General features: G+C 71.7%; 25 protein-coding genes. 12 read left to right on the top strand and 13 right to left on the bottom strand.

Translation table 11 applies throughout. From position 1 onward, the window contains the following. Positions 1-61 precede the first annotated feature (61 nt). From pgaA to GWK16_RS17520, 5 genes are read left to right on the top strand one after another with little or no spacing between them, the layout of a single operon-like run. Positions 62-2,536, top strand: coding sequence for a poly-beta-1,6 N-acetyl-D-glucosamine export porin PgaA (gene pgaA / locus GWK16_RS17540; RefSeq protein WP_170055280.1), 2,475 nt, complete (start codon positions 62-64; stop codon positions 2,534-2,536). Continuing rightward, positions 2,536-4,482 carry a poly-beta-1,6-N-acetyl-D-glucosamine N-deacetylase PgaB gene (gene pgaB, locus GWK16_RS17535; protein WP_170055279.1) on the top strand — a complete coding sequence of 649 codons (1,947 nt, stop codon included), beginning with the start codon at positions 2,536-2,538 and terminating at the stop codon, positions 4,480-4,482. The genes pgaA and pgaB overlap by 1 nt, the downstream gene beginning before the upstream one ends. A gap of 5 nt (positions 4,483-4,487) precedes the next feature. After that, positions 4,488-5,753, top strand: coding sequence for a poly-beta-1,6-N-acetyl-D-glucosamine synthase (gene pgaC, locus GWK16_RS17530; RefSeq protein WP_170055278.1), 1,266 nt, complete (start codon positions 4,488-4,490; stop codon positions 5,751-5,753). After that, the gene (gene pgaD, locus GWK16_RS17525) at positions 5,753-6,205 is read left to right on the top strand and encodes a poly-beta-1,6-N-acetyl-D-glucosamine biosynthesis protein PgaD (protein WP_170055277.1); all 453 of its coding nucleotides are present in this window, start codon (positions 5,753-5,755) and stop codon (positions 6,203-6,205) included. Before pgaC ends, pgaD begins: the two co-directional genes overlap by 1 nt. Positions 6,206-6,263: 58 nt before the next feature. Continuing rightward, positions 6,264-7,511, top strand: a complete 1,248-nt coding sequence (locus GWK16_RS17520; RefSeq protein ID WP_170055276.1) for an MFS transporter — start codon at positions 6,264-6,266, stop codon at positions 7,509-7,511. On the opposite strand, the gene GWK16_RS17515 is transcribed toward GWK16_RS17520, so the two are convergent. The 5 genes from GWK16_RS17515 to GWK16_RS17495 all read right to left on the bottom strand — a co-directional run bounded on the left by GWK16_RS17515 (position 7,508) and on the right by GWK16_RS17495 (position 12,213). Continuing rightward, positions 7,508-8,140, bottom strand: a complete 633-nt coding sequence (locus tag GWK16_RS17515) for a flavin reductase family protein (RefSeq protein WP_170055275.1) — start codon at positions 8,138-8,140, stop codon at positions 7,508-7,510. The genes GWK16_RS17520 and GWK16_RS17515 overlap by 4 nt on opposite strands. 86 nt (positions 8,141-8,226) lie before the next feature. Continuing rightward, positions 8,227-9,723: a tripartite tricarboxylate transporter permease gene (locus GWK16_RS17510; RefSeq protein ID WP_170055274.1), complete on the bottom strand. Its 1,497-nt coding sequence runs from the start codon at positions 9,721-9,723 to the stop codon at positions 8,227-8,229. A gap of 117 nt (positions 9,724-9,840) precedes the next feature. Beyond that, a complete protein-coding gene (locus GWK16_RS17505; protein WP_170055273.1) occupies positions 9,841-10,734 on the bottom strand; it encodes a PhzF family phenazine biosynthesis isomerase in 894 nt (297 codons plus the stop codon). After that, positions 10,731-11,237, bottom strand: a complete 507-nt coding sequence (locus GWK16_RS17500; protein ID WP_170055272.1) for a tripartite tricarboxylate transporter TctB family protein — start codon at positions 11,235-11,237, stop codon at positions 10,731-10,733. The genes GWK16_RS17505 and GWK16_RS17500 overlap by 4 nt, the downstream gene beginning before the upstream one ends. Before the next feature lie 16 nt (positions 11,238-11,253). Further along, positions 11,254-12,213, bottom strand: a complete 960-nt coding sequence (locus GWK16_RS17495) for a Bug family tripartite tricarboxylate transporter substrate binding protein (RefSeq protein ID WP_170055271.1) — start codon at positions 12,211-12,213, stop codon at positions 11,254-11,256. Positions 12,214-12,358: 145 nt separating this feature from the next. Between GWK16_RS17495 and GWK16_RS17490 the strand changes: the two genes are divergently transcribed. The 6 genes from GWK16_RS17490 (at position 12,359) to GWK16_RS17465 (ending at position 17,045) form a co-directional block, all read left to right on the top strand. Then, entirely contained in the window at positions 12,359-12,895 is a 537-nt protein-coding gene (locus GWK16_RS17490; RefSeq protein ID WP_170055270.1) for a hypothetical protein, read from the top strand. Positions 12,896-12,985: 90 nt separating this feature from the next. Further along, positions 12,986-13,561: a hypothetical protein gene (locus GWK16_RS17485; RefSeq protein WP_170055269.1), complete on the top strand. Its 576-nt coding sequence runs from the start codon at positions 12,986-12,988 to the stop codon at positions 13,559-13,561. Between the two features lie 13 nt (positions 13,562-13,574). Further along, the gene (locus GWK16_RS17480) at positions 13,575-14,012 is read left to right on the top strand and encodes a hypothetical protein (protein ID WP_170055268.1); all 438 of its coding nucleotides are present in this window, start codon (positions 13,575-13,577) and stop codon (positions 14,010-14,012) included. Then, positions 14,006-15,184, top strand: a complete 1,179-nt coding sequence (locus tag GWK16_RS17475; protein WP_170055267.1) for a cupin domain-containing protein — start codon at positions 14,006-14,008, stop codon at positions 15,182-15,184. The genes GWK16_RS17480 and GWK16_RS17475 overlap by 7 nt, the downstream gene beginning before the upstream one ends. Positions 15,185-15,247: 63 nt before the next feature. Further along, complete coding sequence (locus tag GWK16_RS17470; protein WP_170055266.1) at positions 15,248-16,198, top strand: SMP-30/gluconolactonase/LRE family protein; 951 nt, start codon at positions 15,248-15,250, stop codon at positions 16,196-16,198. 154 nt (positions 16,199-16,352) lie between these two features. Further along, complete coding sequence (locus GWK16_RS17465) at positions 16,353-17,045, top strand: DUF1194 domain-containing protein (RefSeq protein WP_170055265.1); 693 nt, start codon at positions 16,353-16,355, stop codon at positions 17,043-17,045. A 1-nt stretch (position 17,046) separates the two neighbouring features. Here the strand turns inward: GWK16_RS17465 and GWK16_RS17460 are convergent, their stop codons facing one another. The 5 genes from GWK16_RS17460 to glpK form a co-directional block, all read right to left on the bottom strand. Continuing rightward, positions 17,047-17,391: an AtuA-related protein gene (locus GWK16_RS17460; protein WP_170055264.1), complete on the bottom strand. Its 345-nt coding sequence runs from the start codon at positions 17,389-17,391 to the stop codon at positions 17,047-17,049. Then, complete coding sequence (locus GWK16_RS17455; RefSeq protein ID WP_170055263.1) at positions 17,382-18,761, bottom strand: acyclic terpene utilization AtuA family protein; 1,380 nt, start codon at positions 18,759-18,761, stop codon at positions 17,382-17,384. The genes GWK16_RS17460 and GWK16_RS17455 overlap by 10 nt, the downstream gene beginning before the upstream one ends. Continuing rightward, a complete protein-coding gene (locus GWK16_RS17450; RefSeq protein ID WP_170055262.1) occupies positions 18,758-19,939 on the bottom strand; it encodes an aminotransferase class V-fold PLP-dependent enzyme in 1,182 nt (393 codons plus the stop codon). The genes GWK16_RS17455 and GWK16_RS17450 overlap by 4 nt, the downstream gene beginning before the upstream one ends. A gap of 109 nt (positions 19,940-20,048) precedes the next feature. After that, positions 20,049-20,651, bottom strand: coding sequence for a hypothetical protein (locus tag GWK16_RS17445; RefSeq protein WP_170055261.1), 603 nt, complete (start codon positions 20,649-20,651; stop codon positions 20,049-20,051). A 136-nt stretch (positions 20,652-20,787) separates the two neighbouring features. Next, complete coding sequence (glpK, locus tag GWK16_RS17440) at positions 20,788-22,293, bottom strand: glycerol kinase GlpK (RefSeq protein WP_170055260.1); 1,506 nt, start codon at positions 22,291-22,293, stop codon at positions 20,788-20,790. Positions 22,294-22,392: 99 nt separating this feature from the next. Here glpK and GWK16_RS17435 point away from each other — a divergent pair, with 99 nt between their 5' ends. Beyond that, a complete protein-coding gene (locus tag GWK16_RS17435) occupies positions 22,393-22,938 on the top strand; it encodes a cytochrome P460 family protein (protein ID WP_170055259.1) in 546 nt (181 codons plus the stop codon). Between the two features lie 106 nt (positions 22,939-23,044). Here the strand turns inward: GWK16_RS17435 and GWK16_RS17430 are convergent, their stop codons facing one another. Genes GWK16_RS17430 through GWK16_RS17420 form a run of 3 tightly spaced genes read right to left on the bottom strand, consistent with a single transcriptional unit; the run spans position 23,045 to position 26,856 of the window. After that, entirely contained in the window at positions 23,045-24,094 is a 1,050-nt protein-coding gene (locus GWK16_RS17430; RefSeq protein WP_170055258.1) for an ATP-binding cassette domain-containing protein, read from the bottom strand. A gap of 1 nt (position 24,095) precedes the next feature. After that, positions 24,096-25,796, bottom strand: a complete 1,701-nt coding sequence (locus tag GWK16_RS17425; RefSeq protein WP_338144501.1) for an ABC transporter permease — start codon at positions 25,794-25,796, stop codon at positions 24,096-24,098. A gap of 10 nt (positions 25,797-25,806) precedes the next feature. Next, positions 25,807-26,856: an ABC transporter substrate-binding protein gene (locus GWK16_RS17420; protein ID WP_170055257.1), complete on the bottom strand. Its 1,050-nt coding sequence runs from the start codon at positions 26,854-26,856 to the stop codon at positions 25,807-25,809. Between the last annotated feature and the right edge of the window lie 84 nt (positions 26,857-26,940).

The following is a 26,940-nucleotide window of genomic DNA, read 5'->3' as shown; positions in this document are numbered from 1 at the left end:
CGCCCTGCTTCCCGCCATTCCTGCCGCTGCACAGGATGCCACGGCGCTGCGCGCCGAAGGCGTGAGCGCAGCGCGCGCCGGCCGGCTCGACGAAGGACGGCGGCTGCTCGAAGCCGCGCTCGCGGCCGCGCCGTCGGACCGCGGGACCCTCGCCGACCTCGTGGTCGTCCTGTCCTGGGCGGGCCGGGACCGGGAGGCTCTGGCGCGTTTCGACAGCCTCGGGGCCGCGGGCGCCCCCGCCTATGCCATCGCGGCCGCGGCGGTCTCCGCCCGCCGCATCGGCCAGGCGGCGCGCGCGGTCCAGCTCTACCAGGCCGCCATCGCAGGCGGGGACCGCAGCACCGAGACACGCATCGGCCTCGCCCTGGCCGAAGCCGCGCGCGGCGACGGCGCAGCCGCCCGCGCGGCGCTGGCCGAGGCGGAAGCCGCCGACCCGTCCAACCCGCGGCTGCGGCAGGCGGCGCGCGACGTGGAGGCGCTGCTGCGCCCCGACCCGGCAGCCGAGGCCCGGCGCGTCCGCGCCCTGGCGCAATCCGCCGGACCGGACCAGGCCGTCACCGCCGCGCGGCTGGCGGCGAGCGGCGGCAATGCCGGATCCGCCGCGGCCATGGCCGATGCGCTGATGGACCTCCGCCGCCCCTTCGATGCCCTGGCGGTCCTGGAACCCGCCCTGCTGCGCGCGCCGCGCGATCCCGCGCTCCGTCGACGCGAAGCCCTGGCGCTGGCGGCCGTCGGGGCGCCGGAACTCGCGCTGGTGCGGGCGGCCTCCGTGCCCGGCGCTCTCCGCCCCGCCGAAGAACGCCGCATCCGCGGCGCCGCCAACGCCTTCCTGGTGCGCTGGGGCGCGCAGATCGAATCGCCGACGCCGCGCGACCCCGCCGCGCGCTACGCGCGCACGGACGCGGCCATCGCCGCGCTCGACGCCGCCATCGCCGCCTGGACGCCTCTGGGGCCCGAGGCGGCGGATGCGGTGCGGGCCGCGCGCACCGACCGCCTGGTCGCGCTCCGCGACCGCACCCGGATGGAGGAGGTGATCGCCGAGGCTGCGCGGCTGCGCGAGGGCGGCGAGCTGCCCCCCTACGCGCGCGAAGCGGTGGGCGATGCGCTGCTGTCCCGGCGCCGGCCGGAGGAGGCCGAGGCGGAGTACCGCGCCGTGCTCGCCGCCGACCCGGGCGCGCTCGCCCCCTCCGTCGGCCTGTTCTACGCCCTGTCGGAGCAGCGCCGCTGGACCGAGGCGCAGCAGGTGGTGCAACGCCTGGACCGCGAGATCCCGGCCTGGCGCGCCCTGCGCGGCCCCGAGCCGCCGGTCGCCGAATGGGACAGGTTGCAGGTCGACACCGCGGGCATTCTCTGGCGCATGTGGGGCGACGACCTCGCGGGGGCGGAGGCGGTGGTCGATCCGCTTGCCTCGGCGGCGGCGATGAACGCCTCGCTGCGGTCGCTGCGCGGCGACATCTGGCGCCTGCGCGGCTGGCCCGACCAGGCGCTCGAGGAATACGAGACGGCGCTGACCAACGCGCCGGACGATCTCGACCTGCGGCTCGGCCGTGCCGAGGCGCTGCTCGACCGGCGCCGCTATGCCGAGGCACGCGAGGAGATCCGCGTGCTCGGCGAGCAGTACCCCGAGAACACCGCGGTCCAGCGGCTGCAGCGCCGCCAGGCGATCCGCGACATGTGGGAACTGGAAGCCACGGTGCGCGGCGGCCTGGGCCGCGATTCGAGCAAGCCTGAGCTCGATGTCGGCGTGCGGCTCTACACCCCGCCGATCGCGGAGAACTGGCGCGCCTTCAGCGGCGCCCTGCTCCGCACCGGCGACACCAACAACGGCTCGCTGACGACCTACCGCGCCGTGGCGGGGCTCGAATGGCGTTCGCCGGACATCGTCGTCAGCGGTGGCGTGACGATCGACTGGGAGGGCGTCGACCGTGGCGGCGCCTTCGTGGACGCCGCGCTGCGCCTGTCGGACCAGTGGACCATCGATGCAGGCGGGCAGCTGACGGCGGCGGATACGCCCCTCGCCGCGCTGCGCGCCGGGGTCTATGCGGATTCGGCGCGGATCGGGGCCACCTGGCGGCAATCGGACCTGCGCGAGGCGGCGGCCTATGTCCGCGTCATGCAGTTCTCGGACGACAACACGCGCTGGATCGGCTTCGCGCGCTGGCAGGAACGCGTGATGAACCTGCCGGACTGGAAGCTCGACATCCAGCCCTATGCCTATGCCTCGTCGAACACGCGGCAGGACGTGCCCTATTACAGTCCGGAACGCGACCTCGAGGTCGCGGCCACCGCCGCGCTGACCTGGATCCCGTGGAAGCGCTACGAGCGCGACCTGCGCGTCCGCTTCGTCGTCACCGCCGGCGGTTATTGGCAGGAAGGTTTCGGCTGGTCGCCCGTCCTCGCGGCGCGATGGGAGAACGAGCACACGCTGTCGGACACGCTCTCCGTCGTCTACGGCGCGGGCTGGGTGCGGCGCGACTATGACGGCCAGGCCGAGGATTCCGGCTCGGTCGTCGGCGGCCTGCGCTGGAGGTTCTGATGCGGCTGATCCCCCTGACCCGCCGCGGCGTCTTCTCGTTGGCCGGTGCGCTGGCGCTGCCGCAGGGCACGCGCGCCCAGCCCGGCCCGGGCCGCTTCGTCGCCATCGCCTATCATGAGATCGGCGAGGACGGGGCCGGTCGGCACTATTCGCTGTCGGAAAGCCAGCTCGTCCAGCACCTGTCCTTCCTGCGGCACGACGGCTGGCATTTCGCGAGCGTGAACGAGCTGCTCGCCGCGCGCGACGGGCGCCGGCCGCTGCCCGACAAGACCGTGCTGCTGAGCTTCGACGACGGCTACAACGACTACTACACGCGCGTCTTCCCCCTGCTGCGCGCCTTCAACGCGCCGGGGGTCTTCGCGCTGGTGACGTCCTGGATGGAGACGCCGCCCGGCGGGACCTTCGACTATGGCGGGCAGGCGACGCCGCGCAGCGCGCTCATGACGTGGGCCCAGGCGCGCGAGATGCAGGCGAGCGGGCTGTGCGAGTTCGCCTCCCATTCCCACGACCTGCACCACGGCGTGCCGGCGAACCCGCAGGGCAATGTGCAGCCCGCGGCCGTGACGCGCATCTGGGACGCGCGCACCGGCACCTATGAGACCGACGCCGCCTGGACCCGGCGGATCGAGGGCGACCTGTCGCGGGCGAGCAGCATCATGGCGAACCGCCTCGGCCGACGCCCGCGCGTCATGGTCTGGCCCTACGGGCGCTACAACCTCGAGGCCGTGGCCATCGCGCGGCGGCTGGGCATGCCGGTGGCGATGACGCTCGACCCCGAGCCGGCGCGCACCGATCGCCTCGGCGCGGTCGGGCGGCTGCTGACCATGGGCGATCCGCGCGTCGGCGACCTCGCGCGCCTGATGCGCTTCGACGAGCCCGTGCGCGAACGCGTGCTGCATGTCGACCTCGACGCCGTGTACGACGAGGACGCGGCGCAGGCGGTGCGCAACCTCGATGCGCTGATCGAGCGCGTCGCCTCGCTCGGGCCGTCGCATGTCTACCTGCAGGCCTTCGCGGATCCGGACGGGGATGGCGTCGCGGATGCGATGTACTTCCCGAACCGGCACCTGCCGATGCGGGCCGACCTGTTCAACCGCGTCGCCTGGCAATTGTCCTCCCGCGCGGGGGTGAAGGTCTTCGCCTGGATGCCGGTGCTGGGCTTCCGCCTCGGGACCGAGGCGGACCTCGTGCTGTCCACGCGCAGCGGCGCGCCCGCCATCGACCCCGATCACTACCGCCGCCTGTCGCCCTTCAGCGCGCGGGCGCGGGGCTGGATCCTCGATCTGTATGACGATCTCGCCAAGCATGCCTCCTTCGCCGGCATCGTCTTCCATGACGACGCCTTCCTGACGGATTACGAGGACGCGAACCCCGACGCGCTCGCCGCCTATCGTGCGGCGGGGCTGCCCGGCGACGTCGCGGCCCTGCGCTCGGATCAGGAGGCGCGGGCACGCTGGACCGCACTCAAGACGCGGACGCTGATCGAGCTGACGGTCGCCGCGGCGGACCATGCGCGACGGTGGCGCGCGCCACTCGAGACCGCGCGCAACATGTATGCCGAACCGGTGCTGAATCCGGCATCCGAGGACTGGTTCGCCCAGTCCCTGCCGGCCTTCCTCGCCGCCTATGACCGCACGGCCATCATGGCCATGCCGTACATGGAGCGGGCGCGTGACCCCGACGCCTTCCTGCGCCGCCTCTACGCCCGCGTGGCGGCGGAACCGGGCGGCGTGGCGAGGACGGTGTTCGAATTGCAGGCCGCCGACTGGCGCCACCGTCCCGCGCGGCCGGTTCCGGCCGCGACGTTGCGGGCGCAGTTGCGCCTGCTGCAGCGTCTCGGCGCGCATCACATGGGCTGGTATCCGGACGACTTCGTGCGGGGGCTGCCGGAGGCCTCCGTCGTGCGCGACGCGATCAACGCGCATTCCTTCCCCTATCGGCGGTGACCGTGATGGAGACCCTCGCCGCCATCCTGACCTGGCTCTACGCCTTCGTGGGCTTCTGGCCGCTGCTGATGATGCTTGTCTGGGTCATCGGCGGGCTCGGCTTCTACCTGCTGCACGAGACCGGCGCGCGTCGTCGCGAAGCGCCGCCGCCCCTCGCGCAGTCGCTGCGCGTGAGCATCCTGATCCCCTGCTACAACGAGGAGGACAACGCCGAGGAGACGATCCGCGCCTGCGCCGCGCAGTCCTATCCGGACTATGAGATCATCGCGATCAACGACGGATCCCGCGACCGCACCGCCGAGGTGCTGGACCGCCTCGCCGCCGAGATCCCGCGCCTGCGCGTCGTCCACCTGGCGCAGAACCAGGGCAAGGCCACGGCGCTGCGCACCGGCGCGCTGGTGGCCAACGGCGAGATTCTCGTCTGCATCGACGGCGACGCGATCCTGCACCCCGACTGCGTCGCCTGGCTGGTGCGGCGCTTCGGCAACCGTCCGCGCCTGGGCGCCGTCACCGGCAACCCCCGCATCCGCAACCGGTCCTCGCTGCTCGGCCTGCTGCAGGTGGGGGAATTTTCCGCGACGATCGGGCTGATCAAGCGGACGCAGCGGCTCTATGGGCGGGTGTTCACCGTCTCGGGCGTCGTCGTCGCCTTCCGCGTCAGCGCGCTGCACGATGTCGGCTGGTGGACCGACGACAACCTCACCGAGGACGTCGACGTCACCTGGAAGCTGCAGCGCCGCCGCTGGACCGTGCATTTCGAACCCAATGCGCTCTGCTACATCCTGATGCCGGAAACGCTGCGCGGCCTGTGGCGGCAGCGTCTGCGCTGGGCCTCGGGCGGGGCGCAGACCTTCCTGCGCTACGCGCCGGACTTCCTGCACTGGAAGGGCCGACGGATGTGGGGCGTGCTCGGCGAGTACGTGGTGTCCGTCTTCTGGTGCTACGCGATGATCCTGACGCTCGCGCTGGCGCTGCTGTCGCTCGCGGGACTGATGCCGGCGCGGCTGGGTCCGCCGCCGGCGCTGCTGTCGATCTGGGGCATGGTGCTGTCGGTCGCGTGCATGGTGCAGTTCGCCGTCAGCCTCTGGGTCGATCGCCGCCATGAACCGCACCGGCGGGAGACGCTGCGCCCGCTGCTGTGGGTGATCTGGTACCCGGCGGTGTTCTGGTGCCTCTCGGCGGCGGCGACGGCGGTCGGATTCCCCCGCGCCATCCTCCGGCGCGGGGGACGCCGCGCGCGATGGACCAGCCCGGACCGGGGGTTCCGCTGATGGCGACGCATTTCGACCCGCCGCTCATCCTCGACGCCGCCTCCCGGCCCCGCTGGGCGCGGATCCGCGACGCGGTGCTGACCGCGCTGCTCTGGCTCGGCTGGCTGTACCTGCTGATGGCGGCGGTCGGGACGCTGTGGATGCCGCCCTTCGTGCAGCACATGCTGCCGGTGTCCCCGCCGGAGCATCCGCTCGAGGTACTGCGCATCGCGCTGATCAACGTCATGGTCGCCTCGGTCGTCTGCGCCTGGATGTTCGTCCGCGTGCTGTTCGAACGGCGGCGGTTCGCCGGGGACGACCGGCGGCTCGGCTTCGCGCCCCCCTCGGATGCCGCGGTCGCGGCCGCCTTGTCCCTGCCCTCGGCGGACCTCACCGCCTGGCGGGGGGCGAAACGCTTGGTGGTGCATCACGACGAGTCCGGACGGGTGGTGCGGGCGGAAACCGGGACCTGACCGGGCTGTCACGCAAAGGCCCCTTGTCAGCCGCGCGGCGATCCGGCACGCCGGCAGGATGAACCGCAAGGCGATCGCCTGGGCCACCTTCGATTGGGCGAACAGCGCCTTCCCGACGGTCGTCTCGACCTTCGTCATCGCCGCCTACTTCTCCCAGGGCATCGCCCCGGACCCGGCGACCGGCCAGGCGCAATGGGGCTGGATGCAAACGGTCTCGGCGGTCGGGATCGCCATCCTCTCGCCGCTGCTCGGGGCCGTCGCGGACCATGGCGGGCGGCGGCGAGCACTGCTCGCGGCCTGCACGCTGTGCACCGCCATCTTCACGGGACTCGTCTGGTACGCGAAGCCGGACCCGTCCTGGACGCTCTGGGCGCTGGTCTGCGTCGGCCTCGCGACCATCGCGTTCGAGGTCGGGACCGTCTTCTACAACGCCATGCTGCCCGACGTGACCACGCCCGAACGGATGGGCCGGGTCTCGGGTCTCGCCTGGGGGCTTGGCTATGCGGGCGGCCTGGCCTGCCTCGCCATCGCGCTGGTCCTGCTGGTGCAGCCGAATCCGCCGCTCTTCGGCCTCGACCGCGCGAGTGCCGAGCCGGTCCGCGCGACCGCGCTGCTGGTCGCCGCCTGGACGATCCTCTTCGGCTGGCCGGTCCTGATCGCCGTGCCCGACCCGGCCTGCGAGCGCAAGCCGATGCGCGAGGCCGTCACCGCCTGCGTGCGCGAAACGCGGCTGCTGGTCCGTGGCCTGCCGCGGCGGCCGGACATGCTGCGCTTCCTGGTCGCGCGGCTGTTCTACACCGATGGGCTGAATACCCTGTTCGCCTTCGGCGCCATCTATGCCGCCGGCGTCCACGGCATGAGCTTCGAGGAGATCATGGTCTTCGGCATCGCGCTGAACGTGACCGCGGGCCTCGGCGCCGCGGGCTTCGGCCTGGTCGAGGACCGCGTCGGATCGAAGCGCACCGTGATGGTCGCGCTGGTGTCGATGACCGTGCTCGGGGCAGGGTTGCTGCTGACCGACAGCAAGACGGCCTTCTGGGGCCTCGCGATGGCGCTCGGCATCTTCATGGGGCCGGCGCAGGCGGCGTCCCGCACCTTGATGGCGCGCATGGCGCCGGAGGGGGAGATCACCTCCCATTTCGGCCTGTTCGCCCTGTCGGGACGGATCACGGGCTTCCTGGGCCCGGCTGTGCTCGCCGCCGTGACGGCGGCGACGGGCAGCCAGCGCGCGGGGATGGCGACGGTCCTGGTGTTCCTGTCCCTCGGCGCGGCGATCCTCGCGACCGTCCGCCCGGTGCGCTGCTAGCGGTCGCGCTGACCCAGCGCGTAGGCCCCGCCATCGGTCGGGCGCAGCGCCTCGAACATCTCGGTCACGGCGGAATAGTCGCGGTAGCCGCAGCGGGCCACCGGCTGGACCGCCGCGGTGTCGAAGCGACCGTCCTTAAGGAAGGCTTCGTCGATATGCACGCCGACGACCTGGCCGATGATGATCCAGCCCTCCAGCGGCGCGCCGTCCACATCGTGCAGCCGGGTCGAGAAGGTCACCCGGCATTCCAGCGAGGCCGGCGCGGCGGCGACGCGCGGCGCCTTCACCACCCGGCAGGGCGCGGCCTCGAGCCCCGCGGCGGCGAATTCGCTCTCCCCCTCGCCGAGCGCGCCGGAGGAGATGTTCATCGCGTCGAAAAGCGCGCGTGAACAGAGGTTGAACACGAACTCCCCGGTCGCGATGGCGTTCGCGGCGCTGTGCTTCATCGTCTCGCTGGTGAACATCAGCATCGGCGGGCGCGAATGCACCGCGTTGAAGAAGGAATAGGGCGCGAGATTGGGCCGCCCCTGCCCGTCGATGGTCGAGATCCAACCCACCGGTCGCGGGGCGACGATGGCCTTGAAGGGGTCGTGCGGCAGGCCGTGGCCGTTGCGGGGTTCGTAGAACATCGGTCACCTCGTATCACGTCAGCCGTCGGCGGCTTCGACCTCCTGGACGCCGGAGGGCCGGATGCCGCCTCGTCGGCCCGCTTGCCTCAGGCGCGGCGCGCCGTCCAGGCGCCGTAGAGCTTCGGCCCGACCAGCGCCACCAGGGCAAGGCCGAGGATCAGCGCGCTGCCCGGCCGCGTTACGAACACCGTCCAGTCGCCCTGGCTGATCGTCAGGGCCTGGCGCAGCGCCTGCTCCGCCATCGGCCCCAGGATCATGCCGATCACCACGGGTGCCACGGGGAAGTCGAAGCGTCGCATGAACATCGCCACCACGCCGAGCGCGTAGAGGATCACCAGGTCGATGACGCTGTTCGAGATGCCATAGGTCCCGATCGTCGCGAAAACGAGGATGCCGGCATAGAGCTGCGGCACCGGGATCTTCAGGATCCGCACCCAGAGCCCCACCAGCGGCAGGTTCAGCACCACCAGCATCACGTTGGCGATGAACAGGGACGCGATCAGCGTCCAGACCAGCTCCGCCTGCTGGGTGAACAGCAGCGGCCCGGGATTGATGCCGTAGGACTGGAAGGCGGACAGCATGATCGCCGCCGTCGCGCTGGTCGGGATGCCGAGCGTCAGCATCGGCACCAGGATGCCCGCGGCCGCGGCGTTGTTGGCGGCCTCGGGCCCGGCCACGCCCTCGATGGCGCCGGTCGTGCCGAACTCCGGGGCGTATTTCGGGTCCACCAGCTTCCGCTCGGCGTAATAGGACAGCATGGTCGGCATCTCGGTGCCGCCGGCCGGCAGCACGCCGAAGGGAAAGCCGAGGCCGGCCCCGCGGATCCAGGGCCAGAAGGACCGCTTCAGGTCCTCCTTCGACAGCATCAGCCGCCCGACCTCGAGGACCTCCTGCTTCCCGGCATGATGGTGCCAGGCCATGTAGAGCGCCTCGCCGACCGCGAACAGCGCGACCGCCACCAGCACCACGTTCACGCCGTCGAGCAGCTCCGGCACACCGAAGGTCAGCCGCGGCTGGCCCGTCTGCAGGTCGATCCCGACCAGCCCCAGCAGCAGCCCGAAGAACAGCGAGGTCAGGCCGCGCAGCGCCGAGGACCCCAGCACCGCAGAGACGGTGACGAAGCACAGCACCATCAGCGTGAAGTATTCCGCCGGCCCCAGCACCAGTGCCCATTCCACGATCACCGGCCCGAGGAAGGCGATGCCGAGCGTACCCACCGTGCCCGCGACGAAGGACCCGATCGCGGAGGTCGCCAGCGCCGGCCCCGCGCGCCCGTTGCGGGCCATCTTGGCCCCCTCCAGCGCGGTGATGATCGACCCGCTCTCGCCCGGCGTGTTGAGCAGGATCGAGGTCGTCGAACCGCCGTACATCGCCCCGTAGAAGACGCCGCAGAACAGGATGAAGGCCCCGGTCGCGTTCACGCTGAAGGTGATCGGCAGCAGCAGCGCGATGGTCAGCGCAGGCCCGATGCCGGGCAGCACGCCGACGGCCGTCCCCAGGAAACACCCGAGCAACGCCCAGGCAAGGTTCACCAGGGAGAAGGCATTGCCGAAGCCGAGGGCCAGGCCCGAGAGCGAATCCATGCAGTCGACCTTCGCGAAGGACGAAGAAGATGCGGGGGAGGATGAACCTCCCCCGCACCCCCTCCCTTTTCTGTCAGGGCGGATCGCCTCCGGCGATCCGCATCAGGCAATGCAACGTCACAGCACGGCCTCGCCCCGCAGGACCGGGACGCTGCTGCCGCCGACCCAGGCGCGGATGCCTTCGGGGCGGCGGCGCGCACGGGCGAGCATCACGCTCGGACGTCCCATCTCGACGCCCTGCAGCATCCGCCAGGCGCCGTCATCGGCGCCGTCGAGATGCAGCAGGAAGCCCGCCAGCGGCGTCGCGGCACTGCCCGTCGCCGCATCCTCCCAGGTGCCGACCAGCGGCGAGAACATGCGCGTCCGCACCTCCGCCCCGTCGCGGCAGTAGATGTAGAGCGAGAGGAAACCGCGCGTTGCCTCCGGATGCTCGGCGACGGCACGGCGGAACGCGCCCAGATCGGGCGAGGCCGCGGCCAGACCCTCGGGCGTCACCTCCGTCAGCAGGCGCTGGTTGCCGCCATCGGCGGCGAGCGTCGGCTGGTGGCGCGCGGTGACGATCGCGGTTTCCGGAATGCCGGCACAGGCCGCGGCGAGCGCCACCGGCAGCGTCGCCCCGATCGCGAGCGGCTGGGGGGCCGCGACCTCGGCGCCCGTCACCCGGCCCGACGCGTCGCGCAGCAGCGTCACCTCGACGAGGCCGGCCGGTTCCTCGAACCGGTAGGTGCGTGGGCTCTCCTCGTCCGCGCGGCCGAGGACATAGGCCGTCCCGACATTCGGATGCCCGGCGAAGCCCATCTCCCGCACCCGGTTGAAGATGCGCACCCGCGCCGAGTTCTGCGGGTTCTCCGGCGGCAGGACGAAGGTCGTCTCGCTCAGGTTGAACTCGGCGGCGAGCGCCTGCATCTCGGCATCCGTCAGCCCGCGCGCATCGGGGAAGACGGCCAGTTGGTTCCCGCCGAAGCGCGTCTCGGTGAAGACGTCGACGGTGACGAAACGGAACGCCCTCACGGCACCTCCTGACCCAGCAGGCGCAGGATCGCGCCCTCCAGCAGCCCGGCGCCGATGTTCACGCCGAGCGCCTCCACGAAGAGGAAGAAGGCCGCGAGCGACACGGCGAGCGCGATCGCCGCGTCCCGCAGCATCGAGGTGCTGCCGAAGGCCCGCGCCGTGCAGACGAACTGGATCGCCGCCGCGATCGAGAAGCCCAGCGGTTCGATCAGCACCAGGTTCAGCAGCATGCCGCCGCCCAGCCAGGCGAGGGCGAGCAGGTTCGGCGGCCCCGCCTCGGCCACCTCGGGCAGGTCGGCACTCCAGCCACCGCGCAGCGCGGCGACGGTGAGCATCAGCCCGAGCACCACCAGCGCCGCGGCGATCACCGCGGGCACCAGCTTCGGCCCGACCACCGCATAGACCGGGGTGACCGGAATGACCCAGGTCAGCCAGGCCGCGAGGATGCCGAGCACCACCACGCCGAGGCCGACGGCGAGGTCGGGAGCCGCACCGGGCTTCATGCCGTCACTCCTCCGGTCAGGCGAGGCCGAGGTCCTTGAGCACGCCTTCGGTGTCCGCGCGGTCGCGGGCGAGGAATTCCTCGAAGGGCGTGCCGGTCAGGAAGGCGTCGTCCCAGCCGCGATCCTCGAGGATGCGGCGCCAGCCTTCGCTGGCATGGATCGCGGTCATCAGGTCGACCAGCGCCTGGCGCTGATTCGGGTTGATGCCGGGGGCGCCGAACACGCCGCGCCAGTTGGTCGCGACGACGTCGATGCCGCTTTCCTTGAGCGTCGGCACGGCGGGGTCGATGCGGCGTTCGCCGGTCGTCGCCAGGGCGCGCACGCGGCCCGCCTTGATCTGTTCGGAGAATTCGGACCAGCCGGAGATGCCCGCGGTGACCTGTCCGCCGAGGATCGCGGCCTGGGCCGGCCCGCCGCCGGGGAAGGCGACGAAGGAGGCCTCGCGCGGCTGGCGGCCGAGCTTCTGCAGCATCAGCCCCAGGACGATGTGGTCGGTGCCGCCGGCGCTGCCGCCGGCCACCGAGACGCCGCGCGGATTCGCCTTCAGCGCATCCGCGAACTGGCCGATGTTCTGGATCGGGCTGTTGGCCGGCACGATGATGACGCCGGCCTCGTCCGTCATGCGCGCGATCGGCACGGTGTTCTGCAGGGACACCGGCGTCTTGTTGGTCAAGGTGGCGCCGACCATCACCGAACCCGAGACCATCAGCGCATCCGCGCGCCCGCGCCGCTGCGCCAGGAACCGCGGCAGGCCGACCGTGCCGCCGGCGCCGCCGACATTCTCGAATTGGAAGGACCCGACCAGCCCGGCCTGGCGGGCTGCCTGTTCGATGGCCCGGCCGAGGCCGTCCCACCCGCCGCCCGGATTGGCCGGCACGAACATGTAGATGCTGGCGAAGCGCTGCTGCGCCCCGGCCAGGCCAGGGGCGAGGCCAAGCCCGGCCGTGGCGGCGAGAAGTGTGCGGCGATTGATCATGGCGTGGTCCGGATCGTTTCCCTGAGCCGTAAAGTCTGCGTCAGTGCGGCATCCGCCGTGAAGGGGCAATCGCGCGCGATGACCGGTTGCGCCGGCACCGTGGCGCGGGAAGTATGGCGGCGGGCGTATCGGGGAAGGACGCGGCATGGATGAGAATGACGGCGCGCCGCGCCTGAAGCGCCGCATGCTGGTGCTGAAGCTTGCCTCGGTGGGCGCCGCGGCGCCGGCGCTGGCGGGGTGCGTCGTCGCGCCCCAGCCGGTCTACGCACCGCGCGGCACCGGCATCACGGATGCCGATCCGGCCGATGGACCGGGCATGGGCCGCGGCGGATATCGCGGCCCCGCGCGCACCGGCTACACCGACGCCGATCCGGGCGACGGACCTGGCCAGGGGCGCGGCGGATACCGTGGCCCCGCGCGCACCGGCTACACCGACGCCGATCCGGGCGACGGACCTGGCCAGGGGCGCGGCGGATACCGCGGCCCCGCGCGCACCGGCTACACCGACGCCGATCCGGGCGACGGGCCCGGCCAGGGTCGTGGCGGATACCGGGGCCCCGTCCGCACTGGCTACACCGACGCCGACCCCGGCGACGGACCCGGGCAGGGCCGTGGCAGTTCCCGCCGTCAGGTCTCGGACAGCGACCCGCGCGACGCGCCGGGGCGCGGCCGCGGCTGGTAGTGACCCGGCGCACGCAGCATGCGTGGCGCAATCTTGCCGTAGGGCCGCTCTCCGCAGGATGATGCGCCTGGGGGAAGGAGAGCGACGCCGATGACCGAACGTGACGACACCAAGGGTGCGCCCGACGCGCCGCAGGCGGACGGCCCGGCGCCCTCACGCAGCCTCGGCCGGCGCCTCCTCGTCCTCGCGGTCGCAGGGGGCGCGACCGCGACGGCCACGCGCGCTGCAGAAGCGCTGGAACCGACGCCCGTCCAGTACCGCACCGGCATCACCGATTCCGATCCCGGCGACGGGCCGGGCTATGGCCGCGGCGGCTATCGCCCGCGGACCGGCATCACCGACAATGATCCCGGCGACGGCGCCGGACAGGGCCGCGGCTATCGCGGCGCACCCCGCACCGGCATCACGGACAACGATCCCGGCGACGGCGCCGGACAGGGCCGCGGCTATCGCGCCGCGCCGCAGGGGCGCGCCTATACCGGCATCAACGACGGCGACCCGCGCGACCCGTCGGGCTACGGCACGGGCTGGCGCCAGCGCGGCACCGGCATCACCGACGCCGACCCCAGCGACGGGCCGGGTCGCGGCCGTGGCGGCTATCGCCAGCGCGGCGTGACCGACAACGACCCGGGCGATGCGCCCGGCCGCGGCCGCGGCTGGCGCTGACGGCGCATGGGCCATGGTCGCGGATGACGAAGCCCGTCGAGGCCGGCTGACGCGCCGGCTGGTGGTGATCGGCACGTCCGCGGGTCTGGTTCCCGCCGCCGCGGTCGCTCAGGGTCGCACCGGCCTGTCCGACGGCGATCCGCGCGATCCGGCGGGATACGGCCGTCCGCGCACCGGGTACTCCGACAGCGATCCGCGCGACGCGGCAGGGCGCGGCAGACCGCGCACCGGGGTTTCCGACAGCGACCCGCGCGATGCGGCGGGCCGCGGCCGGCCGCGGACCGGGTATTCCGACAGCGACCCGCGCGACGCCGCCGGGCGTGGCCGGCCCCGCACCGGCTATTCCGACAGCGACCCCAACGATGCCGCCGGCCGGGGCCGCCCGCGCACCGGCTTTTCAGACAGCGACCCGCGCGACGCCGCCGGGCGCGGCAGAGGATCACGATGGTAGCGACACTCGCCGAGGATGTTTGGGCACTCGCCTTCGGCACCATGCCGCTCGAGGACGGGCTGGCGCTGCGCGAAGGCACCGCGTGGCGCCTGATGCCGGGCAACGATCCGGCCCGCTTCACGGGGCTGCTGTCGATCGGCGACCTCGACGCCTTCCTGCGCACCGACGCGGCACGGACGCCGCGCGTGTCGATGGCCGACGGCGCGCGCAAGGGCAGCGCCGCCGTTCCGATCGAGGAGTACATCGAGGAGGGCGGCGACCGCGTCGACCTGCCGCGCCTGATGGCCCGCCACGACGAGGGCGCGAGTCTCGTCGTCTCCCAGTTCCATGAGATCCACCCGCCGCTCGCGCGTTTCTGCCGTGGGCTGGAGAAGGCCTTCCTGCACGGCGTGCAGGCGAACATCTACCTCACCCCGCCGGGTGCGCAGGGCTTCCGCGTGCATTTCGACACGCATGACGTGCTGGTGCTGCAGGTCTCCGGCCGCAAGGCCTGGCGGGTGTGGGACGCGATCCCCTACGCCGCGCCCACCCGCCACACGCCCTGGCGCAACAACGCCACGCCCGAGGGCGAGCCGCATGAGCTGGTGATGGCGCCGGGCGATGCGCTCTACCTGCCGCGCGGCGTGATGCATGAGGCGATGGTCCAGGCCGGCGCCGAGCCGTCGCTGCACATCACGATCGGCCTGCTCGAACCCGGCCTGGGCGAGGTGCTGCGCGCCCTGCTCGGCGAGCTCGAGGCGGAGGAACCCGCGTTACGCGCGGCGATCCCGACCTGGCGCCTGGCCGAGCCCGAAGGCGTGGCGCTGCTGCGTAGCCGCCTCGCCGCCGCGCTCGAGGTGCTGGACCGGCCGGATGTCGCGGACCGGATGGCGGTGAACGCGCTCGATCGCGTGCTGCGCGACCGGATGTCCCTGCCGGGCCGCGCGCTCCATACGCCGCCGCCGGGCGCCGACGACCGGCTCCGCCTGTCGGAGACGATGCACCACGCGATCGTCCCGCTGCCCGAGGGCGGCGCCGCGCTGCGCTGGTATGGCGGCGTCGAGACACTCTCGGCCGCGGAGCTCGATTGGCTCCAGGCGCTCGAGGACGGTGCGACGCCGGCCGCGCTGGGCGAGAACGCGCTGGATTTCTGCCGCAGGCTCGCGCGGCACGGCCTGCTCGAACGCGCCTGACGGGCGCCTTCGCGCGCCGTGCCATCCCGCCTATCCTCCGGTGCAACGACCGGAGGAAGCCCCATGACCGACGACACGCGCTGGCAGCCGAGCCTGCGCTACCCCGACCCGTCCATCGTCGCGCTCGACCCGTCCTTCAAGCGCTACCAGCTGCCGCTGTCGGCGGTGGAGCGCCTGTATCACGGCACGCGCTGGGGCGAGGGGCCGGTCTGGCTCGGCGATGCGCGCTGCCTGCTGTGGTCGGACATCCCGAACAACCGCGTGCTGAAATGGGAGGAGGAGACGGGCGCCGTCTCCGCCTGGCGCAAGCCGTCGAACAACGCGAACGGCCACACGCGCGACCGGCAGGGCCGCATCATCGCCTGCGAGCATGGCGGGCGGCGCGTGGTGCGCTTCGAGCATGACGGCGCCATCACCGTCATCGCCAGCCACTTCCAGGGCAAGCGGCTGAACAGCCCGAACGACGTGGTGGTGAAGTCCGACGGGTCGATCTGGTTCACCGATCCGCCCTTCGGCATCTACGGCTTCTACGAAGGCGAGAAGACCGCGCCGGAACTGCCGCACACGAATGTCTACCGGGTGGATGGGACGACCGGCGAGATCACCCTCGTCGCCGACGACATCAACCATCCGAACGGCCTCGCCTTCAGTCCGGACGAGCGCATCCTCTACATCGTCGAGAGCCGCTCCGAGCCACGCAACATCCTTGCCTATGACGTGGATGGCGCGACGATCCGCAACCGCCGCACCTTCATCGCCTGCCAGCCGGGCGAGACGCCGGACGGATTCCGCGTCGACATCGACGGCAACCTCTGGTGCGGCTGGGGCATGTCGCCGGCCTTCGACGGCATCCGCGTGTTCAACAGCGCCGGCGCGCCAATCGGCCATATCCACCTGCCGGAGCGCTGCGCCAATGTCGCCTTCGGCGGGCGGCACCGGAACCGGCTCTTCATGGCCGCCGCGCAGTCGCTCTACGCGCTGTACGTGAACACCCAGGGGGTGGCGGGGGGGTGAGCCGCACAACCATCGCGATTTCGTGAGAATTTCGGACCGCGCGGCGACGGCCGCGGCTTAGGGTCTTGCGTGCGGGGCGACCGGCCCTGCGCGGGCGAGGATCCTCATGCAGCGGCCGAGGTTGTGGATTCCAGGAGCGGCGCGGCCGGCGGAGATGCACGACCGCGTCGACCTGCTGCTGGTCCTCGCCGTGGATGCCTCAGCCTCGATCAGTGCCGAGGAAGCCCGGATGCAGCAGCGCGGCTACCAGCGTGCGCTGCCCCATCCGCAGGTGCTGGATGCGATCGCCTCCGGCCCGCTCGGCGCCATTGCCATCGCCACCGTCGCCTGGGCCGGCCTCGGCTTCCAGAAGCTGGTGCTGCCCTGGACCCGGATCGCGGACCGTCGCGACGCCGAGGCCTGGGGCGACGCGCTGGCGACCGCCTGGCTGCCCGTGCCGGACGAAGCGGCGTCCGAGGCCTTCCCGAACGGGTCGCTCACCTGCATCTCCCGCGGCATCGACTTCTCGCGCCGCCTCTTCGCACAGGCGGCCTGGGATGCGCCGCGGCGGGTGATCGACGTGTCCGGCGACGGCCCCAACAACGAAGGCCCGCCCGTCGAGGAGGCGCGCGATCGCGCGGTCGCCGCCGGCATCACCGTCAATGGCCTGGCGGTCGAGGGCGATCCCGAGGTCGAGCGGGTGCTCGGGCCCGGCGCGCGGCTGGCGGACTACTACCGCGATGCGGTGATCGGCGGGCCCGGCGCCTTCGTCGAGGTCGCCGACAGCATCCGCGACTTCGGCCACGCCATCCGGCGCAAGCTGATCCTCGAGATCGCCGCCGGCCCGGATGCCGGCGGCGCGGCCTGAGTCAGGTCCGGGGCAGCTTGTCCGCCGGCACCTTCACGGTCAGCGACAGCAGCCGGAAGGACAGGCTCTTGCCGTGGCCGTCGAGGTTGAGCGATCCGTTCACCCCGCCTTCCAGCGCATCGTCGATGATGAAGTTGAAGGCGTGGATCAGCGGCAGGTCGTAGCGCGTGCAGCGCGTGGCGCCACGGTGCGCGAACAGCGCGAGGACTCGCGCCTCCGTCACCTGCTCGGCAAGCGCGGGCCAGAGCGCGGGGTCGTAGGGCATCAGCGAGAGATTGGCGCGATTGCCCTTGTCCCCCGCGCGGGAATGCGCGACCGCGTGCAGCGGCACTTCGATCAGTTCCATAGCCGGGCCTCCCGCACCGTCACTTCCGTCGGGACCATCTCGCGCGGCACGAGGAAGGATCGCGTCAGGATGCGCGGCGTGACGCGCCAGCGCGCACCCGAGGTCCCGGCGGTGCCGCAGCAGAGCATGGCGAGCGCCTCGCGCGAGGCCTGGTCGGCGTCGTCCCGCGTCGCGGATTCGACGGCGAGGCGGATCCGGATCTCGGGCGGCTCCGGCCCGTCATAGGATCGCCAGAGCGCGCCGGCGTCGGAATCGTGCACCGCTGAAATCCCGATCAGGTCGGCGCGCGCGCGGCGTCCCAGGCCGCGCTGCTTCACGCGCTGCAGCAGCACGTCCGCGGTCGCGCGCGCCCGGGCCAGCGCGTTGGGGCCGGCGACGGAGACCTCGCCTTCGCCGAGCCATGACCCTTCGTAGCAGGCGGTGACCTTCAGCCGTTCCGGCCGCGCATGACCCTTCACGCCGCGCAGCGCGACGCGGTCCCTGCCCTGCTGTTCGAGCGTCACGCCGGTGATGTCCATGACCACGTCCGGCGTCAGGTAGGCGGCCGGGTCGTGCAATTCATACAGCAGCTGTTCCTTCACGCTGCGCAGGTCCACCAGGCCGCCGGTGCCCGCGGGCTTGGTAACCACGAGCGATCCGTCGCGGCCGATCTCGGCATAGGGGAAGCCGATATTCGCGGGGTCGGGAATGTCCTTGAAGCCGGGATCCCAGAAGACGCCGCCGGTCACCTGCGACCCGCATTCCAGAAGGTGCCCGCAGGCCGCGCCGAGCGCGAGCGCCTGCCAGTCATCCTCCGCCCAGCCGTAGTGATGCATCAGCGGCGCGATGGCGAGGGAGGGGTCGGAGGTGCGTCCCGCCACCACCACCTGCGCGCCGCGCGCGAGCGCCTCGGCGAGCGGTGCAGCGCCGATGTAGGCGTTGGCCGAGACCAGCGTCCAGGCGGACATGTCGAGCCCGGCATCGGCCTCGTGCACCGCGAGCTTCGACAGGTCGACGGTGCCGGACACGTCGTCGCCGGTGACGACGCCGATGCGCAATTCCGGAATGCCGAGGCGCCGCGCCAGCCGCGCGACGCAGCGCGCCGCGGCCATCGGGTTCGCAGCGCCGAAATTCCCCAGGATCGGGATGCCCGCGCGCGCGCAGTCGACCAGGATCGGTTCGAGCAGGCGTTCGAGCATCGGCTCATAGCCCGCATCGGGATCGCGGCGCTTCTCGATCTGCGCGAGCGCGATGGTCCGCTCGGCCAGGCATTCGAAGAACATCGCCGCCGGCAGGCCGCGCTGCACCAGCGCGCGCACCACGGGGATCGGCGCGTCGACGCGGTCGCCGGAAAAACCGGCGCCATTGCCGACGAGGAACAGGTCACTCATGCGCAGCATTCCTTCAGCGCCGCTGCGAGCAGCGGGAGGTCGGCATCGTCGAGCGCGATCGGGTTCACCACCAGTACGCCGCGCCGGATGCGGGAGGCATCGAGATGCACCGCCGGATCGCGCGCGCGCAGCGTGGCGTCGGCGCGTTCCGCCGCCGCGCGGTCGGGAAAGCGCAGCTCGAGCAGCGGCAGGCCGGGCTTGGCGCCGTCGGGCAGCATCACAGCACCGGGCGCGGCGTCGCGCAGGGTGGCGAGGCGCGCCGTCCAGCGCGCGGTGCGCTGCGCGGGATCCTCGGCCACGAAGCGACGGAGCGCGACGATCAGGCCGACGATCTCCTCCTTCCCTGCCTTGCCGGAACGGCCGATGCCGTGATGCGGCAGGAAGCGCATCTGGTTCAGCGGCGCGAATTCCGCAGGTGCGACGAACTGCGCCTCGGGCAGGTCGAGGTCGAGCATCTGCGCCAGCGCGCTGCTGACGAGGTCCCGCCGCCCCGCGAGGATGCCCGAGGCCTGCGGCCCGCCGATCGCCTTGCCGCCGGAAAAGCAGACCAGGTCGACGCCCTCGGCGATGAAGCGGCGGAGGTTCGACGCGGGCGGCAATTGCGCCGCGGCATCCACCAGGACCGGCACGCCGCGGGCATGGGCGACGCGGACGATATCGGGCAGCGGCGGCTCGGCGGCATCGCCGGCCAGGTAGTAGATCGCCGCCGTGCGATCGGTGATGGCGTCGGCGACTTCGCCGGCGCTCGCATCCCGCACGCCGGGGCCGGAATAGCGATCGGGGATGCCGACCTCGACCATGCGGCCGCCGGCGGCGCGCAGCGCGCGGTCGTACATGTTGCGCTGGCTGCGGATGACGATGAACTCGTCGGGCATCCCGGCCGTTTCGGGCAGGCGGTTCATCGCGCCGGGGTCGAGCCGCGCCATGCAGGACGCAGCGCCGAGCAGCAGGGCGGCGGCCGCGCCCGACGTCACGATTCCGGCCTCCGCACCCGTCGCCTCGGCGATGGCGCGCGACGCCGCGGCCTGGAGGTGATGCATCTCGACGCAGGCGCGCGAGGCCTCGGCCATCGCGGCCACCACCTCCGGCGCCATGAGGCCGCCCGAGAGGCGCGTATTGGTGCCATAGCCGTTGATGATCCGCCGCACGCCGAGCGCGGCGTAGATGCCACCCGTCATGCCCGCGTGGCCCGCGGCACCGTCATCCTGTTTCCACCCATGCCCATCGTCCTGGTCACCCGCCGGCGTTCATCCTGCCAAGGGACGTGCGCCAGGGCGAGGGCGTGCGTCAGGTGGTGCAGGTGTTCTTCTTGCCGTTCCCGTTGCCGTTTCCGTTGCCATTGCCATTGCCATTGGTGGTGCACCCGCCGCCACCCGAACCGGCGGACGCGCTGCCCGAACCGGTTCCGCTGCCGCTGCCGGAGGAGGTGCCGCTTCCGCCATCGGCGCCACCGGAGGCCGTACCGCCGCCTGTCGTGCCGCTGCCCGAACCGCTGCCGGTCCCTGTCCCGGCGCTGGTGCCGGATCCGACACCCGTCCCGCCCGTCGTGCCGCCACCGGTCCCACCGCCGGCGGTCGTCCCACCGCTGCCCGAGCCACTTCCCGCCCCTGCCGAACCGCCCGCGCCGGCATCGCCGCCCGAGGATGCGCCGCCGCCTCCCGACATGCTGCCGCCCGATCCACCGCTGCGTGTCGCTGTCTGCACGGCATTGGTCTGCCGGCTGATCTCGGTCCCGATGCCTCCGAAGGCGCCGGTCAGGTTGCCGCCGTAGTTGATCGCGGACGTGCCGATGACGGCGACCAGGCCGCTCGCCAGGATCGCGTATTCGGCCGAGGTGATGCCGCGTCGTCCGAGACGCGCGAGCATACGCGTGCAGGCGTGGATCATCATCGTCAGCGACTCCTGCCCGCGGCGACAGGGGCGCCGCTTGGGACGACGGGGTTAGAGTCGCGAAGGAATCGGAAGCGAATCACATGCCGGGGAGAATATTCTCAACCGCGGCGTGTATGAGCCCGCGCCCTGAACGCTATGCGTCCAACGCGCCCAGCGTCCGCCGCACCGCGTTGCGCCAGAGCCCGTATCGCAACTCCGCCTCCGCCGACCCGGTGCCGGGCAGAAAGCGGCGTTCGAGCCGCCAATGGGAGGCGCCGGCCGCGCCCGGTTCGGGCAGCAGCCCCGCCTGAAGGCCCGCCAGGTAGGCCGCCCCAAGCGCCGTGGTTTCCTGCACCTGCGGCCGGTCCACGGCCGCGCCCAGCACGTCCGCCAGCGCCTGCATCGTCCAGTCGGATGCGGTCATGCCGCCATCGACGCGCAGGACCGTTTCCCCCGCGGCGCCGGGCCAGTCGGCGCGCATCGCCTCGATCAGATCACGGGTTTGAAAGGCGACCGCTTCGAGCGCCGCGCGACAGAGCTCGGCCCGCCCGGTCCCGCGCGTCATGCCGAAGATCGCCGCCCGGGCCTCGGCATCCCAGTGCGGCGCGCCGAGCCCGGTGAAGGCCGGCACCATGACCACGCGCTGCGCCGGATCCGCCTTGGCGGCCAGGTCTCCGGCCTCCGACGCGCGGTCGATGATGCCGAGACCGTCGCGCAGCCATTGCACCGCCGCGCCGGCCACGAAGATCGCACCCTCCAGCGCATAGGTCCGCCGGCCGGCGAGCTGATAGGCGATGGTGGTCAGCAGGCGCGAGCGCGAGGCCACCGGTCCCGCCCCGGTGTTCAGCAGTGCGAAGCAGCCGGTGCCGTAGGTCGACTTGACCATGCCCGGCGAAAAGCACGCCTGGCCGAGCGTCGCCGCCTGCTGGTCGCCCGCCATGCCGCGGACCGGGACCGGCCCTCCGAGGATCCTGGCCTCGGTTACCCCGAGATCGCTCGCACAGTCGTGAACCACCGGCAGAATCGCTCGCGGAATCCGGAGCAGGCGGAGCAGATCCTGGTCCCAATCGCCGCGCCGGATGTCGAACAGCATGGTCCGCGCCGCGTTGGTGGCGTCCGTCGCATGGACGCGGCCGCCGGTCAGCCGCCACAGCACGAAGCAATCGACCGTGCCGAAGGCGAGGTCGCCACGTTCAGCCGCCTCCCGTGCGCCGGGTACGCGGTCGAGCAGCCAGGCGAGCTTCGTGCCGGAGAAATAAGGGTCGGCCAGCAGGCCGGTGCGCTCGGTGATCAGGTCCTCGAGACCCTCGGCGCGCAGCCTGGCGCAATGCTCGGCGGTGCGGCGGTCCTGCCAGACGATGGCACGGTGCAGGCAGCGTCCCGTCGCCCGGTCCCACAGCAACGTCGTCTCGCGCTGGTTGGTGATCCCGATGCCTGCGACGCGGGAGGCGTCGCCGCCCGCGCGCTCGAGCGCCCCGCGCAGCGTCGCGACCACGCCGCGCCAGATGTCCTCCGGCTCGTGCTCGACCCAGCCCGGGGCAGGGAAATGCTGCGGCAGTTCCTCCTGTGCCGCGGCCCGCGGCACCAACGCCGCATCGAAGGCAATGGTCCGCGTGCTGGTGGTGCCCTGGTCCAGGGCAAGCAGCAGGGCATCGGTCATGTCGCGGCGGTCCTCCCGGCACCCATCCTAGCCGCCGCATCGAAGGTCTTGCATCCCGCACCCGGAACGAGGCCCGATGCGATCCGGGAGGATCCCGTCATGCGCATCACCATCCTGGCCACGGCGCTTCTGGGCGCCGCCCTCGCCGCATCGGCGACGGCCCAGCAGCGGCCCTACACGCCGGGACCGCAGAACATCAGCCTGCCGGCGGACTGGCAGGCGCGCTTCATCCGCTACGCGACCGTCGACAAGCCCGACCGCAAGATCATCCGCAACATCTACATCAACCCCGAGGCCTTCGAGGCGCTCGCACCGGGCCAGCCGCTGCCCTATGGCGCGATGATCATCATGGCCGACCAGCGCGCGCGGGTCGACGCGCAGGGCGTGCCGCTGCGCGACGCCGCCGGGCGCATGATCCCGGAACCCGCCTTCATCGGCATCGAGATGCAGCAGAAGGAGCGCGGCTGGGGCGAAGGCTACGGGCCCGAGCAGCGCAACGGCGAATGGGAGTATGCCCGTTTCGACGCGCAGACCGGCGCGCGGCGCGACACGCCACTGAACGCGTGCTTCACCTGCCACCTGCAGGCGCGGGGGCAGCAGGATTTCACCTTCACGGCGTGGGATTACGCGAACAGGGCAAGGTGAAGGTCGGGGGAGGGGAACCTCCCCCGAACCCCCTCCCTTCTTTGTCTTTTTGGTTCCAAAGAAGGTTGAGGGGGGTTCGGGGGGAGAAGTTCCCTTCTCCCCCCGCCTACTGCACGACAGCAACCTGCCGCGGATCGATCTCGACCCACACGGCCTTCCCGACCTCATAGGCCGCGAGCGGCGGTGCCGAGGCGCGGAGGCGCAGCGCGCTGCCAGTGGGCGTCACGACATAATCCCACGCCTCGCCGAGATAGGTGCGTTCCACGATCATGGCTTCGAGCGCGGGACCATCGCCGGTCGGCGGCGCGTCGAGAATCGTCATCGCCTGCGGCCGCAGCGACACCAGCGCGGGGCCATCGGCCTGCGTCGTGGGCGCGAGCGCGAGGCCGTCGATGCGCAGCATGCCTCCCTCCGCCCGCGCCTCGAGCAGATTGGTGCGCCCCACGAAGCCCGCGACGAAGCGCGTGCGCGGCCTGGTGTAGAGCAGGTGCGGCGCGTCGACCTGCTCGATCCGCCCGCCATTCATCACGGCGATCCGGTCGGAGGTCGCCATGGCCTCCGCCTGATCATGGGTGACATAGACCGTGGTGATGCGGAACTCGTCGTGCAGGCGGCGGATCTCGAAGCGCATCTCCTCGCGCAGGTTGGCGTCGAGGTTCGAGAGCGGCTCGTCGAGCAGGAGGACCGCCGGCTTCACGACGATGGCGCGAGCGAGCGCGACGCGCTGCTGCTGGCCGCCCGACAGTTCCGCAGGGTAGCGATGCGCCAGATGGTTCAGCTTCACCACCTCCAGCATCTCGGCCGTGCGGCGGCGGATCTCCTCCCGCGGCAGCTTCCGCAGCTTGAGTCCGAAGGCGACGTTCTCCTCCACCGTCATGTTCGGCCAGATGGCGTAGGACTGGAAGATCATGGACATGCCGCGCCGTTCGGGCGGCACCACGGCACCGGGGGCGGACAGCACGTTGCCGTCCACCGAGATCGTCCCGCCCGTGGGATCGACGAAGCCCGCGATCATCCGCAGCGTCGTGGTCTTGCCGCAGCCCGACGGGCCGAGCAGCGAGACGAATTCCCCTTCCTCGAGCGTCAGGTTGACGCCGTCGACGACGGTCAGCTTGCCATAGGCCTTGGTCAGGCCGGAGAGCGTCAGGCGGGGCACGCTATTCCCTCCGCAGCATGAAGTCGCGGCCGACCAGCTTCATGCCGATGCCGACGATGACGAGGGTGATGACCAGCAGGATGCCGCCGAAGGCGGAGACGACCTCGAAATTGCCCTGCTCGCTGAGGTCGTAGAGCAGCACGGACATGGTCCGCGTCCGCGGCCCGACCAGGAAGATGGCGGCCGAGAGCTCGCGCGAGGCAACGATGAAGACGATCAGCCAGCCCCCGAGCAGGGACGTCTTGAGCAAGGGTGCGGTGATGCTGCGGATCGCCCGCAACCGTCCCGATCCGAGGATGCGTGCGGCTTCCTCCATCTCGGGGTGCACCGCGCGGATCGCCGCCTGGGAGTTGGCATAGGCGATCGGCAGGAAGCGCGCCGTGAAGGCGAGGATGATGAGCAAAGCCGACCCGTAGAGCGACAACGGCGGCCCGGCATAGGCGGCATAGAAGCCGATCGCCATGACGATGCCCGGGATGACGAAGGGGGCCATGGCGAGGAAGCCGAGCGCATCGGCGAAGCGCATCAGCCGCCGCACGACGATGTAGGCGACCAGCAGCGCCAGCACGATCGCGAGGCTCGCCGAGGCGGCCGAGAACCACATCGTGTTCCACACCGCCTGCGGCGCCATGTCGTGGTCGAACAGCAGCAGGTGGTAGTTGCGGAAGGTCAGGTTGTCCCACGACAGCCCCCGCCCCCAGGCGCGCGAGAATGACGCCTGCAGCAGCACGCCGAGCGGCTTCACGACCGAGAGCATGCCCACCATCAGGCACCAGGCGAACAGCACCCAGCGCCAGGGGCCGAGCTTCACCTGCCGCCGCTCCCCGCCCTTGCCGGTCTGGGAGACGAAGCCCTTGCGGTTCAGCATCAGCTTCTGCACCGCGATCAGCGCGACGGTGATGAGCAGCAGCGGAATGGCATAGGCGGCCGCGACCTCGACGCGGACCGGATCCTCGAAGAACTGCCACAGCTGCGTGGTGACGACGTTGATCCGCGCGGGGATACCGATGATCGCCGGGGTGCCGAACAGCGCGATGGTCTCGAGGAAGATCAGGATGAAGCCGCCGAGGATGGACGGCCAGACCAGCGGCAGGGTGACCTTGCGCATCGTCACCCAGGTCCCGCCGCCGAGGATGTTCGCCGCGTCCTCCATCTCGGAGGAGATGAGGTCCAGCGCCGACTTCACGAAGATGAAGACGAGCGGGAAGGAATGCAGCGCGATGACGAAGGCGAGGCCGGTGAAGGTGTAGACGTTCACCAGCGGCGCTTCCGCCCCGCTCGCCCAGCGCCAGACCTGGTTGATCCAGCCGGCATTGGGCCCGGCGAGCAGGATCCAGCCGATGGCGCCGAGATAGGGCGGCATGATGAAGGCCGCGAGCACCATCACCCAGGTGAAGGTCTTGCCCGGCATGTCCGTGCGCGACACCGCCCAGGCCATCGGCACCGCCAGCACGGTCGAGATCGCCGCCGAATAGAGCCCGAGCAGCAGCGAGTTCCGCAGCGCATCGAGGTAGCGCTGCCGGCCATAGGCGGTCAGGTAGTTGGCGATGGTGAACTCGCCGGTCTCCTGCGTCTCGAAGGAGATCACCACCATCTTGCCCAGCGGCACCGCCACCAGGACGAGCAGCGCGACGATCAGTGCGATCCACAGGACGGCGACCGGCTCCAGCAGGCGGAGCCGGGACGGCCTCAAGGCATTCACGGACAGCGGCTCAGACCCCGAAGATCTCGCGCCACTGCTCGCGGACCTCGGGCACGCCCTTCTCCGCGTCCTCGAGGCTCGGCGCCAGCATCGTCACCTGGTCGAGCGGGCGGGACCCTTCCGGCGGTGGCACGTCCGGACGCAGGCTCTCGTTGAACAGTTCCCGGACGGCCGTCGACAGCGCCGGGCCGCAGGTGAACTCCATGAACAGCTTCGCCGCATTCGGATGCGGCGCGTTGCGGATGATCGCGGACGGCGAGAGCGCGGCGATCACGCCCTCGGTCGGGTAGATCAGCTTCAGCGGATTGCCGCGCGACATGGAGAACAGGGTGGAGGCGGACGGCACCGCGACGCCGACGGCGCGTTCCCCGGCTTCCATCATCGTGACGGGATCGATGGAGGAACGGCCGATCTGCGGCTTGTTGCGCTCGAAGCGCCGGAGGTAGTCCGGGCCGTACATGGTGCGCATCTGCAGTGCCCACAGCCCGATCGCGCCGCTGAAGCCGGGATGCCCGACCGCCAGCTTGTCCTTCCACTTGGGATCGAGGATGTCGGTCCAGGATTTCGGCGCCTCGGCCTCCGGCACCATGCGCGTGTTGTGCGCCATCAGGTAGATGCCGAGGAAGGAGGACTGGAAGTAGTTGTCCGGGTCCGCCTGGCGCAGGATCGGCAGCACCCCGTCGGCGCTCGCCGGGCGGAACTGCATCAGCCGGTTCTGCCGCTTGAGCTGGATGTAGTGCCCGCCATTGGTCGAGGAGAAGACGTCGCACTGCGCGACGCCGGCCCGCTGGTCCTGCGAGAGACGCTGGAAGGCGACCTGCGAGGTCGAGCGCACCACGTTGCAGCGCACGCCCGGATAGCGTGCATTGAAGGCGCGGCCCGCGGCTTCCGATGCCTCGGCGCTGTACTGGCCGGAATACCAGGTGATCTCGCCTTCGCGCTTCGCCGCTTCATGCAGCGCCTGTTCCGCCGGCGTGAGCGGGGCCTGGGCCCAGGCCTTGGAGGCCGCCGCGGACCATGCCGCGAGCGCCAGCATCTGACGCCTGTCGATCAGGAACATCCGGCTTCCTCCCAACCATGGCGCACCTGCCGCGTTGGGCGGTCTCGGCGCGCGTTGTTCTTGGACGTGGGAACGTTGCCATCG

It is taken from the genome of Neoroseomonas marina (assembly GCF_012927745.1).
Lineage (GTDB): Bacteria > Pseudomonadota > Alphaproteobacteria > Acetobacterales > Acetobacteraceae > Neoroseomonas > Neoroseomonas marina.
This window is presented reverse-complemented; position numbering and strand designations above follow the sequence as displayed.